This window comes from Anabaena sp. AL93, assembly GCF_001672085.1.
GTDB classification, from domain to species: Bacteria; Cyanobacteriota; Cyanobacteriia; order Cyanobacteriales; family Nostocaceae; genus Dolichospermum; species Dolichospermum heterosporum.
Map to the genome: position 1 here is coordinate 1 of NZ_LJOU01000131.1, position 12,142 is coordinate 12,142.

Sequence of the window (12,142 nt, forward strand, 5' to 3'; positions counted from 1 at the left end):
GGGGAGGTAGGGGAAGAATATTACCAATTACCAATTACCCATTACCCATTACCAATTACCAATTACCCATTACCCATTACCCATTACCTAAAAAGGTAATTTCTCGAATAAACCTAATGACAGACTAATTAGGAAACCAAGAATGCTAATAAAGACAAGGATTGTTAGCATATAGCCTTGTGATTGACCAGAAATGCTGTATTTCAAACTTTGTCCGCTAAAAATCGCAGCAAAGCCGACTAAGTTGACTAGACCATCTACCAAAAAGCGATCGCTCCACGCGGATATCCTCGATAACAGCGCCACAGCACTTACAATCGTTAAGCGATAAATGCGGTCTATGTAAAAATCATAGCCTAATAAGTCTTGTATAAGTCGCCAAATCAAAATTCTCGATCTTGACCAAGCCTTGTGCAGATAAATTGTTGCGCCAATAGTCACCCCAGCAATGGTAGAAGCTACTAAAGATCCGACTACATACCAATCTAGGCTTTCCCAGCTAGGTAATAAATACCATTGCTGTAGCATCAGGGGTAATAATAGCGTCAGGATAGTTAAAGTCACCATTGGTAATGCCATTGGCCAGGCAACTTCTGGAGCGCGACGGGTTTTTGGTTGGGGTTGTCCCCAAAAAACTAACCGGAATACCCTAGTTAAATTCAAAGCCGTTAAGCCGTTAACTAAGATTAAAACCACAATTACCCAAGGGCTAATTTTTACTAAGCCGTCAGCCCAAGCTAACATTGCCCAAAAACTGCCCAAGGGTAATAGTGTTACCATACCTGCCGAACCGACTATAAAAGCTGTGGTAGTAGCTGGCATTTTTGACCACAAACCCCCCATTTCCGTTAGATCTTGGGTTTGGGTAGTGTAGATAACTGAACCAGAACTCATGAATAATAAGGCTTTGGCAATAGCATGACTCAGGAGTAACATTAACGCCACTCCACCTTGTTCCAAGCCTACAGCCAAAAATACTAATCCCATGTAAGCACTGGTGGAATGGGAGAGCGATCGCTTAATATCAATTTGGGCTAGAGATACCAATGTCGCCCCCACCGCTGTCATTACCCCCACAACCACCAAAGTATTTAAGGCAATAGGGGACAAATATAATAATGGTTGGACTTTGTAGAGGAAATAAGCACCTCCAGCTACCACCAACGAATTTCGCATCACCGAAGCTGGGTTGGGTCCCTCCATTGCCTCATCTAACCACAAATGCAGGGGAAATTGAGCGCACTTACCAGCAGGACCGGCAATTAAACCCAAACAGAGCAAGGTTGATGTCACAGGGTTTAAATCAGCGGTTTGCGCCCACTCATACAAATCCGAAAAGTTTAAGCTACCCGCTAAAGTAGAAAGAGTCACCACAGCCATTAGCAGCAACAAATCACCTACCCGCTTCGTCAAGAAGGCATCTCGCGCCGCCGTCACTACCAACGGTTGAGCATACCAAAATCCCACCAGTAAATAAGTCGAAAGGGTGAGAACTTCCAGCAAAGCATAGCTGAGAAACAAAGAATCACTAATTGCTAGACCACTCAGAGCAGCTTCAAAAAATCCGACTAGACCAAAAAATCTGGCTAAAGACCAATCTTTTTCCATGTAGCCTAGTGCGTAAATTTGCGCCAATAGACTTAATCCAGTAATTAAAACTGTTGCCCCAACACTGACTACGGAAATTTCCAGAGCAAAAGATAATTGAAAATCAGCAGCTTGAAACCAAGTAATTACTAAATTTTCCTGTTCTCGATTCCAGATATCTTTAAATACTAAGAAACTATGGACAAAACCTAAGATGGTAGTCAATAAATTCAAGTAAGCCGCAGGTCTAGGTCCCGTACGCTGGATGATTCCTATACTCCAAGGCAAAGTCAAAATTGCCCCTAGTAAACTATAAAGAGGCACGAAGCAACTCGTTAAAAATAGAAACTCATTCATCTAATATTTTCCTTAACAACTCAGTTCCGATTCTCTTAAGCAGCCTTTAAATAATCATTTGCTCAAAAAACAATATCCTTGTGAAAATCTATGTTTTCTTAACTTTTTTTAGCTCAATATGCCTAAGCACATTTACTTTAGATTAGCCTATTATTGAGCCATTAAATATAATTTAACATCTTAGATATTCTAATAATTTTTGAACAACATTTTTTATTTTTCTGCTTTTTTTAAATTTGTTTTTTAAGTACGTTGGTAAAATTTGCAGATTTTTACCCACTGTTTATAGCCATAGCGAATCACAGGAAAGATATAGCCAGTAGCCCGTCCGTCCCATATATAGCACTCACCAATCCTCCTCATCAAAGAATTAGCTTGGGCTATGAACTATAGTAATTCTCAAAGTGATAAAGAAATTATAAAGCATAAGTTGTCACTCTAGGGATCAGTGAATTTTAATCTCATAAAAGACCGTATGAACTTTTGTTAACTTTTTTTAATATATTTTATTACAAACTATTATAGTAATTTATGTTGCCAGGGATGCCAAGGTTTCCTATGCTTAAATGTGGCAGTATTTTCGGATCAGGATGAGCATCCCCGTCCAAAATTTCCACCCATAGTTCTAATTCGATTAAATTTTGAGGAGTTCTGCGATGCCAATTGCAGTTGGAATGATTGAAACTAAAGGCTTTCCCGCAGTAGTAGAAGCTGCTGACGCAATGGTGAAGGCTGCCCGTGTGACTTTAGTAGGATATGAAAAAATTGGTAGCGCTCGCGTTACAGTTATTGTGAGAGGAGATGTTTCTGAAGTTCAAGCTTCAGTAGCAGCCGGCATTGAAGCAGCTAAAAGAGTCAACGGTGGTGAAGTGGTATCTACCCATATCATTGCTCGTCCTCATGAAAACCTAGAATATGTCTTGCCAATTCGTTATACAGAAGCTGTAGAACAGTTCCGGGCTTAGTCTAATTACTGTTTAAACGAAAAACATTAACAGGACTGCTTGCTTGAGTTTAAATCTGGTACAAGTAAAAATTTAATTTAAGGACAAAAACAAATGTCAATTGCAGTAGGAATGGTAGAGACTCTAGGCTTTCCAGCCGTAGTAGAAGCTGCTGATGCGATGGTAAAAGCTGCTCGTGTTACCTTGGTTGGTTATGAAAAAATCGGTAGTGGTCGGGTGACAGTTATCGTCCGTGGTGATGTTTCCGAAGTTCAAGCTTCCGTAGGTGCTGGAGTAGAATCAGTTAAGCGCGTCAACGGTGGACAAGTGCTGTCTACCCACATTATTGCTCGTCCCCACGAAAACTTGGAATATGTCCTCCCCATTCGTTATACCGAAGATGTAGAACAATTCCGGGAAGGTGTTAACACAATCCGCCCTTTCGGTAGAAGACCATAATTAATAATGCAAATTGCCAGAGTTCGTGGCACAGTAACCAGCACCCAAAAAGATCCCAGTCTGCGGGGTGTGAAGCTACTAATGTTGCAATTAATAGATGAAAATGGCAATCTCCTGCCAGTATACGAGGTAGCCGCCGATAACAGTGTAGGGGCAGGAGTAGATGAGTGGGTACTTGTCAGTCGTGGCAGTGCTGCTCGTCAATTATCAGGTAATGAACAACGACCGTTAGACGCAGCAGTAGTGGCAATTATAGACACCATTTACGTTGAAGATCGTGTAATTTACAGCAAGAAAGACCAGTATAGATAGTCAGAACAGAGGCAAGAGGCAAGAGGCAAGAGGCAAGAGGTAAGAGGTAAGAGGTAAGAGGTAAGAGGTAAGAGGTAAGAGGTAAGAGTTGATGAAAATAGGCAACTGACCAATGACCAATGACCAATGACCAATGACCAATGACCAATGACCAATGACCAATGACCAATGACCACTGACCAATGACCAATGACCACTGACAAAAAGCTTATTTCAGGAGGAATCTCGCAATGGTAGTCCGCAGCACGGCGGCACCCCCAACCCCATGGTCAAGGAGTTTAGCAGAACCAAAAATCAATGAAACTGCATTTGTCCACTCTTCTTGTAACCTCATTGGTGATGTCAATATAGGTGCAAATGTAATTGTTGCTCCGGGGACTTCGATTAGAGCCGATGAAGGGACACCTTTTTGTGTTAGTGAAAATACCAATATTCAAGATGGTGTGGTCATTCATGGGTTGGAGCAAGGCCGAGTCGTTGGTGATGATGGCAAGAAATACTCAGTATGGGTTGGGAAAAGTGCCTCCATTACCCACATGGCACTGATTCATGGACCTGCTTACGTTGGCGATAGTTGTTTTATTGGCTTTCGTTCTACGGTATTTAATGCCAGGGTGGGTGCAGGCTGCATTGTGATGATGCACGCCCTAATTCAAGATGTGGAAATTCCACCGGGTAAATACGTAGCTTCTGGATCAATAATTACGACCCAGCAGCAAGCGGATAGATTGCCAGATGTCCAAGCACAGGATCAAGAATTTGCTCACCATGTAGTAGGGATTAATCAGGCTTTACGGGCTGGTTATCACTGTGCTGCGGATAGCAAGTGTATTGCGCCGATTCGGGATGAACTCAATCTTTCCGGTGCTAAATCTTATACAAGTATTGAAGTTGAAGAGTTAGAAAGGAGTAGTGACGTGGTTAGCTATAGCTTGGGTGCAGAAACAGTAGATCAATTACGTTATCTACTAGAACAAGGATTTAAAATTGGGACAGAACACGTAGACCAAAGACGTTTCCGTACAGGTTCTTGGCAAAGTTGTCAAGCAATTGAAACTCGGTCTTTAGGTGAAGCTGTTGCGGCTGTAGAGTCTTGCTTGAGAGACCACAGCGGTGAATATGTGCGTCTATTTGGTATTGACAGCAACAGAAGACGGGTATTAGAAACAATCGTTCAACGTCCTGAAGGTGTTGTTGCTGGTACATCTAGCTTTAAAGCCCCTGCCGCTGCATCTGCTGGTAGTTACAATGGTAATGGTAACGGCAATGGTGTTGGTAGTGCCAAATTGAGTGCAGAAACTGTAGATCAAATTCGTCAACTTTTGGCTGGTGGTTTCAAAATTGGGACAGAACACGTAGACGAGCGTCGCTTCCGTACAGGTTCTTGGAACAGTTGTGAACCAATTCAATCTAATTCGGCTCAAGCAGTTGTAGCTGCCTTGGAAGAGTGTATAGAAACTCATCAAGGTGAGTATGTACGTTTGATTGGGATTGACACTAAAGCCAAACGTCGCGTATTAGAAGCAATTATCCAAAGACCGAATGGACAAGTAGCATCTTCTGGTAGCGCAAAATCATTTACCAGTACAAGTTCTGCCACTGCAACGGCGACAGCTACTAGCACCCGGTTAACTGCGGAAATAGTAGGTCAATTGCGCCAACTATTGTCCAGTGGGGCAAAAATTGCGGTGGAACACGTAGATCAACGCCGTTTCCGCACAGGAACTTGGACAGTTGCGGGTCAAATTCAGGCTACATCTGAAAGAGAAGCGATCGCTGCTCTAGAAGGATACGTCTCTGAATACCCAGGCGAATATGTACGCTTAGTTGGGACTGACCCTAAAGCGAAACGCCGCGTATTAGAAGCAATTATCCAACGTCCGTAGAGGCAGGCGCAGGGGAGCAGGGGAAGTAGGGGAAGCAGAGGAAGTAGGGGAGAAATTTTCTTCCTTCTGACAACTGACAACCGACAACTGACAACTGACAACTGACAACTGACAACTGACAACCAACAACTGACCATTTCCGGCTTCCGAGGTAATAAATTCCATGTCTGTATCGCTGCTACGCCTGGGCGATAGATTTGATGCTCATATTCATGGCGACGTAATTATTCATCCCAGTGCAGTAATAGCTCCTGGGGTAATTCTGCAAGCAGCTACTAACAGTACAATTGTGATTGGGGCTGGAGTATGTCTGGGTATGGGATCAATTCTCCAAGTAAGTGAGGGTATTCTAGAAATAGAAGCAGGAGCAAACTTGGGAGCCGGTTTTTTGATGGTTGGTGAAGGCAAAATTGGGGCTAATGCTTGTATTGGTGCAGCCACAACGGTTTTTAACTGTTCCGTAGCGCCAGGACAAGTTATTCCCTCTGGTTCAATTTTGGGAGATACTAGTCGGCAGATTGTTGAACCGTCAGCGGTACAACCAGAATCTACTAATTCTCAACCAGAGAAACCAGAGGAATCAGCCGAACAACTTGAATCTCCTCATTCTCAACCAGAGAAACCAGAGGAACAGGAAAAAGTATTTTCCTCAACTCAACTCTCGGTTGCGGCTTTTCTGGAGTTTAAACACCAATCTACACCTGTATCTCCACCTTCACCTACACCGAAAAGCCAGTCTCCACCAGAGTCGGAAACGGCTGTGGCTAGTGATTCCACCCCCGTTGAAACTCCGCTTCCAGAGTCTACAGAAACTACTTCTGAAAACTTAGAACCTAGCGAGTCTGATCTAGAAGCTCACAACATTTTTGGTACGCAAATCTATGGACAAGGTAGCATAAATAGGCTGCTGAGTACATTATTTCCCCATAGACAATCCTTGGGTAACGAAAACTCTCACAATTCTTCAGGTTAAGTGTTAAGTATGAAGTATGAACGTAAGTCCATATTAAAATGCTAGTTTTCATTCTTTTGTGATTGAAGACGCTATACGAACCTTATCCTGGAAAATTTAGATGGAAACATATAATCAAAGTGCTTTGAGTAATATTCATGCACCACGTCGCCGTGATAGCCTCAAAGACACTGCTTTAGGTTTAGTCTCGACTCTCAGTTTTCCCGCTATAGTTGGCACGGCTGACATGATGTTAAAGTCGGCTGGAGTCCACTTAGTTGGTTATGAAAAAATTGGTAGTGGTCATTGTACAGCAATTGTCCGAGGTGGCATTGCTGATGTCCGTTTGGCTGTGGAAGCTGGTGTGCAAACGGCTGAACAGTTTGGACAGTTGGTTTCTAGTTTGGTGATTGCGCGTCCTTATCCTAATTTAGATATAATTCTACCTATTAACCGTCTGACTCGATTTATGGGAGATGGTGGTGGATACAGCCGTTTGAGTAATCAAGCGATTGGGTTGGTGGAAACTCGCGGGTTTCCTGCTATGGTGGGTGCTTGTGATGCTATGCTTAAAGCTGCTGATGTGCAATTAGCATCTTATGAGAAAATTGGTGCTGGTTTGTGTACGGCAATTATTCGCGGTTCAGTGGCTAATGTTGCCGTAGCAGTAGAAGCGGGAATGTTTGAAGCGGAACGCATTGGTGAGTTAAATGCAGTTATGGTGATTCCTCGTCCTTTGGATGAGTTGGAAGAAACTTTACCTGTGGCTAGTTGCTGGATGGAAGAACGTCAACCAGTTAATATACCTATTAATATTAAAGATAAAATAACAGATGTGGAAGCTGTGGAGTTGCCTGATTTGGCGAAACTGCCTGTGAGAGTTAAGGAAGAGATTTGGAATGATGAATAAGTAGGGCTTGCTGATAGCGTAGCGTTAGCCATACTTCTAGCCCTCACAGACAACTTTTCCAGCAAAGCCTACTTGTATAAAACTCATCAACCTTCATGAATCAATTGCAATAATGCTTCCGTTGATATCTTGCCACTCATGTCAGTACCTTCCAAGAGACTATCCGCCAAATCTCGCTTGTGATGATGCAACTCCACAATCTTATCTTCAATAGTATCCTTAGCCACCAGACGATAAATTGTTACCGGGCGTTGTTGTCCAATCCGGTGGGCGCGGTCAGAAGCTTGATCTTCCACAGCCGGATTCCACCAAGGGTCTGTATGGATCACGTAATCAGCAGCGGTGAGATTCAGTCCTGTACCCCCGGCTTTCAAACTAATGAGAAAAACATCCCCATCCCCCGCTTGAAAGGCATCCACGCTTCTTTTCCGTTCTGCCATTGGGGTACTACCATCTAAATATTGATATTTAATCCCTTCTTTAACCAGATAATTGCGGATGATATGTAAATGGTCAACGAACTGACTAAACACCAACGCCTTATGGCGATTTTCTAAAAGTTCACCCAGCACCTCACCAAAAAGCTGCAACTTAGAACTGGATAATTCAGTGTCAGGCATTACCAAACTAGGATTACAACAAGCGCGACGCAGTTTCATAATTTCTGCTAAAACTTGTAAATGCTTCTGTCCTGCATCTGCATTACTTTCGGTTAATTTAGATATAGCTTGACGACGCAACGCTTCATAAAATGCCTTTTCCTCTTTACTTAACTCCACATGAAGCAGAATTTCAGTTCGAGAAGGCAATTCTGACAACACCTGATTTTTTGTTCGTCGCAACAAAAATGGTTGAATTAGTTTTTTCAGTTTATTACGTGCTTGTTTATCTTGATATCTCTCAATGGGATTTGCAAAGCGTTGATTAAAGGTTTCAAAAGAACCCAATAAACCAGGATTAATAAACCGGAATAAATTCCACAACTCACCCAGATGATTTTCAATGGGAGTTCCAGTAGTCAACACTTTAAAATTAGCTTTCAGGTTCATAGCTGCCTGAGAACGTTTAGTAGCCATATTTTTAATTGATTGGGCTTCATCTAACACAATCGTTTGCCACTGCACTTGAGCAAGCATTTGAGATACTTCTTCCTGCTGTAATAAACCATAACTACAGACCAACATATCCAACGGTTGTAAACCATCTAATAATTTTTGACGGTTCGCGCCAGAAAATTGCAGAATATTTAGAGTTGGGGCGAATTTTTGCGCTTCACTTACCCAATTCATGCACACAGAAGTAGGAGCAATAATTAAAGTTGGTCCATGATGGGCATTTCTAAGAATGACTGCTAATGCTTGCACGGTTTTACCCAGTCCCATTTGGTCGGCTAAACAAGCACCTACACCCCAATGTGCTAACCGTGCTAACCAACAGAAACCATCCATTTGATAATCCCGTAATTCGGCTTGAAACGTAGACGGGAGTTCTGGTTGCAGGTCTTGCACTTCCTTGAGTTTCTGGATATGTTCCTTCCAGTGTTTATCTGCTTTTAGCTTACCTACCTCATCTACAAAATCCTCTAACCCTAATGTGGCTAAGGGGTGAAAACGCATACCTTTTCCATGTTTTTCCGAAAACATCCGTAATTCGTCGAGACGTTTGCGAAAAGCTTGGGTTAAAGCTAAAAATTGACCGTCACCAAGGGGAATAAAGCGGCTGGGGGTTTTTTCCAAAAGTGCTAGAAGTTGCTGCATATCTAGCACCAGGTCGTCATTTAATTTTAATTCACCGGTGGCTGCAAACCAATCTTGTTGACGTTGAATTGATAAATTAAAGTCTTTCAAGTCTGCATTGTGGCTAACCCGCAGTTTTTCCCCTTCTGGCCAAGCCATAACTACACTGTCTCCCAGTGTTTGCAATTCTAGCAGCAGTTCTAAACAGTCCTCTGCTTCTTCTATTGCCCATTCACCATCTTGTTCTTCAATTCGCGTTAAGGTGGGACAGGCTGCTATGGTTGCTTGGGCGAGTTGTTTCTCTTCTGCTAAATTGCGTTTAGTTTGCAGACGTTTACCTTCAATTTCGGCAATGACTGTTTCACCACCTGCACCGGGACGGAAGTAGGGTCCACCTTGGGTAAAGGGACGGGATAACAGGGTGATTTTCAAGCCAGAATTGGCAGGTAAGAGGTGAATATGGGGTAAGGTTTGGGCGGGGACTTCTTCTGCATTTTCTAGTCCGCCACCGATGTCAGAATGAACGGTAACGATGCCAGAGACGGCATTAATGGCTGCTAAAACTTGCTTTTCGGCGATCGCAGGAACATTTAATTTGTTATCTTTACCAATAATCTCGGCAATACGTCTGTGTTCAGCTTTAATTTCAATAACTTTGATGCGGGTTGGGGTTTCTTTAATATGCAGAATATTCTGTGATTCTGGTAATTTGGGCGAAAATTCCAAGGTGAGACGACCTTGTTTTTCTTTTTTCACCAGTAGTTCTGGTTCTCCCTTGACGATTTCTACGCGGATATTGGGTGTATCTTCCCAAAAAACTACTGGATGTCCAATTAAAGCTAAGATGGCTTTTTCGTTAAACATATAGTCAACTTTGCCATAATAGCCCTCACTATATGCCTCAATACAACCACAGACCCGCATATCTTGGGGTGTGACGTAATCAAACTCAGCTAATCCACTGCTAAGACGTTTAAGGGCTATGGGACGACCTTTACTCCATTCTCCTTTGGCATTAACTTTTTGTTCTTTGGGCTGTAAACTACATTGAACGAAATGGAAGGTGATGAACCATGCTAACCGCAGTTCTGACTCTGGTTTGCCAGGTTTTTGTGGTTGTTTCTGGAGATTTGCGAGGGCATTGAGGCACATTTCCCAATCTGCTTGGGGTTGGATTACATCTACTATGGTTTGGATGCCGCTATCTTCTCGTAGTGCCGCTGCTTGTTGTTTATAGTTGCTGCTGGGTTTGAGTCGGGATAGAAGTTCTGCGGTTTCCATTGTCAGCCAGTGATGACCGGATGCGAGCGATCGCCGATATAATGGCTCTAATAAATCAGGTAGGCGTTTTTTTGCACTCTCAGCATCCATCCAGTAAAGGCACAGAGAACAAAATAATGTATTTAAGCTATTTTTTTCTTCTACAGAAGCAATATAGGCACTTACTACAAGTTCTTTTTGGGTAATATCACCTCGCTGAACTTGCAGTACCATTTTCAATCTGACATAAACAAATGTGAGCCAATGATCTGATTCACGAGACATTAATGTGGCATACTCTTCTGCTTCTTTGAGGCGTTCTGCTGAACCATCTTTTAACAATGCTAAGATAAAAAATAAGCCGCCCATTGTATTAAAATATATTGAGCGTTTGCCTGTGGCTTTTTTTATAGCTTTGAGGGCATCTGTATAATATTTAATGGCTTGTTCATTTTCACCTCGAAGAAAATTCAACCAACCCCAATAAGTAGCTGTGTTATGTTGATATTTCTCTGATATCCGTTCTAAACTATCCTGTGCTTCTTCGGTATCACCCCGTAATAAGAATTGTTCTGTCAAAACCAGATTTAGATAATCTGAAGCATATTTTTCAGATTCACAACATTCTTCGTCTAGCATCATAAACGCATCTTCGCAGTCAGCCAATTTTAATGCCGAATTGAAGAGGATGCTAGATATACCACGTTCATATAATTCTTGTGGTAAGGTCTTAAACCAATTTTCGTCAAATGGGTTATTGCATATCTGCTCAAAAATATTTTTTATGACTATTTTTTCTGTATGATTACTGTAATTTTGGTAATCTTCAATTTGCTTATTAATAAAATTAAGGTCTTGGCGGTAAAGACCAATGCGGATTTCTCTGATACACTGGCGGAGACTGCGGAACATCCGCGAATTCTTGTTCCAGTGATTACTTACAGGTAGTTTTTCCTCTACGGCTTTAACTAATATATCGAACTTTCCGGTTTCTACCGCATGACGAGTAGCAATTTCTGTGAGTAACGGATGGCATTCAGGACCTGATTTGTTTTCCTTAACTAGCAAAAGTGCTATTACCAATTTTTCAATTTGGTAATTGAGGGTTGTAGCAGTCCAAGGTCTATTCTTTTCGTCTAAGGCAGCAGTTTGCGAAAGACAACTGAGGAATGAACTTTTGTCTATCGGTGCATAAATTATCGAAAACAATTGGATAATCTTTTGGATAGTAGGGGATAAATCGAAGTATTTTTTAGCGAGTTGTGTTCGTAATTGGGTGGAATTAGCGTTAAAATCAGACATGGTACTAATAATTGACACCGTTGTTAGGTATCTGGTGTAGATGTGCAAAAGCAGTTGAGCTTTTAACTGGAATATTACCTTTTAGATTACCAGATGAATTGCTACATTTTCTCAAAGTTTGAACCATTAACCCCGTTCTGTCACTCTCGGAACACAATAATCGAATCCATCTTTTGTATACTGCAAACGGTTCATAGTTTAACCAAATATGAAACCCCCCTCCAAACCTCTCCCCGCAACGGGGAGAGGCTTTGAACCTTGTTCTTTGTATAATAAAAAAGTCCAGCTTCTAGCCGTTTTGAGTATAATTACAGGATTATTTCGTTTGTATAGCCGCGTTCGCATAGCGTGGCGTAGCTATATTATGTTTACCATATCTAGTAGTTCGTCAAATTTATTTTGACGGATAATGATCGGAAAAAACTTCTGTTCTTCCC

Annotated in this window: 8 protein-coding genes; 6 read left to right on the plus strand and 2 right to left on the minus strand. The window is 42.0% G+C overall.

Going from position 1 to position 12,142, the window contains the following annotated elements; genetic code table 11:
• Positions 1–87 precede the first annotated feature (87 nt).
• Positions 88–1,944: an NAD(P)H-quinone oxidoreductase subunit F gene (locus AN486_RS24240; RefSeq protein ID WP_053539558.1), complete on the minus strand. Its 1,857-nt coding sequence runs from the start codon at positions 1,942–1,944 to the stop codon at positions 88–90.
• Between the two features lie 656 nt (positions 1,945–2,600).
• Here AN486_RS24240 and AN486_RS24245 point away from each other — a divergent pair.
• The 6 genes from AN486_RS24245 to AN486_RS24270 all read left to right on the plus strand — a co-directional run bounded on the left by AN486_RS24245 (position 2,601) and on the right by AN486_RS24270 (position 7,407).
• A complete protein-coding gene (locus tag AN486_RS24245; protein ID WP_027401081.1) occupies positions 2,601–2,909 on the plus strand; it encodes a carbon dioxide-concentrating mechanism protein CcmK in 309 nt (102 codons plus the stop codon).
• A 93-nt stretch (positions 2,910–3,002) separates the two neighbouring features.
• The gene (locus AN486_RS24250; protein WP_015080435.1) at positions 3,003–3,347 is read left to right on the plus strand and encodes a carbon dioxide-concentrating mechanism protein CcmK; all 345 of its coding nucleotides are present in this window, start codon (positions 3,003–3,005) and stop codon (positions 3,345–3,347) included.
• Between the two features lie 6 nt (positions 3,348–3,353).
• On the plus strand, positions 3,354–3,659 hold the full coding sequence (locus AN486_RS24255; RefSeq protein ID WP_015080436.1) for a EutN/CcmL family microcompartment protein: 306 nt from the start codon (positions 3,354–3,356) through the stop codon (positions 3,657–3,659).
• Positions 3,660–3,889: 230 nt separating this feature from the next.
• A complete protein-coding gene (locus tag AN486_RS24260; protein ID WP_053539559.1) occupies positions 3,890–5,545 on the plus strand; it encodes a ribulose bisphosphate carboxylase small subunit in 1,656 nt (551 codons plus the stop codon).
• 163 nt (positions 5,546–5,708) lie between these two features.
• Positions 5,709–6,518, plus strand: a complete 810-nt coding sequence (locus AN486_RS24265) for a transferase (protein WP_039202032.1) — start codon at positions 5,709–5,711, stop codon at positions 6,516–6,518.
• A 100-nt stretch (positions 6,519–6,618) separates the two neighbouring features.
• Entirely contained in the window at positions 6,619–7,407 is a 789-nt protein-coding gene (locus AN486_RS24270; RefSeq protein ID WP_053539561.1) for a BMC domain-containing protein, read from the plus strand.
• An 86-nt stretch (positions 7,408–7,493) separates the two neighbouring features.
• Here the strand turns inward: AN486_RS24270 and AN486_RS24275 are convergent, their stop codons facing one another.
• Positions 7,494–11,705 (minus strand): DEAD/DEAH box helicase, encoded by a 4,212-nt coding sequence (locus AN486_RS24275; protein WP_290602827.1) that lies wholly within the window; start codon positions 11,703–11,705, stop codon positions 7,494–7,496.
• Between the last annotated feature and the right edge of the window lie 437 nt (positions 11,706–12,142).

Excerpts from the sequence above, each read along its gene's own strand:
- AN486_RS24245 (WP_027401081.1), top strand. The coding sequence starts at position 2,601 with ATGCCAATTGCAGTTGGAATGATTGAAACTAAAGGCTTTCCCGCAGTA.
- AN486_RS24270 (WP_053539561.1), top strand. The coding sequence starts at position 6,619 with ATGGAAACATATAATCAAAGTGCTTTGAGTAATATTCATGCACCACGT.
- AN486_RS24260 (WP_053539559.1), top strand. The coding sequence starts at position 3,890 with ATGGTAGTCCGCAGCACGGCGGCACCCCCAACCCCATGGTCAAGGAGT.
- AN486_RS24240 (WP_053539558.1), bottom strand. The coding sequence starts at position 1,944 with ATGAATGAGTTTCTATTTTTAACGAGTTGCTTCGTGCCTCTTTATAGT.
- AN486_RS24255 (WP_015080436.1), top strand. The coding sequence starts at position 3,354 with ATGCAAATTGCCAGAGTTCGTGGCACAGTAACCAGCACCCAAAAAGAT.
- AN486_RS24275 (WP_290602827.1), bottom strand. The coding sequence starts at position 11,705 with ATGTCTGATTTTAACGCTAATTCCACCCAATTACGAACACAACTCGCT.
- AN486_RS24265 (WP_039202032.1), top strand. The coding sequence starts at position 5,709 with ATGTCTGTATCGCTGCTACGCCTGGGCGATAGATTTGATGCTCATATT.
- AN486_RS24250 (WP_015080435.1), top strand. The coding sequence starts at position 3,003 with ATGTCAATTGCAGTAGGAATGGTAGAGACTCTAGGCTTTCCAGCCGTA.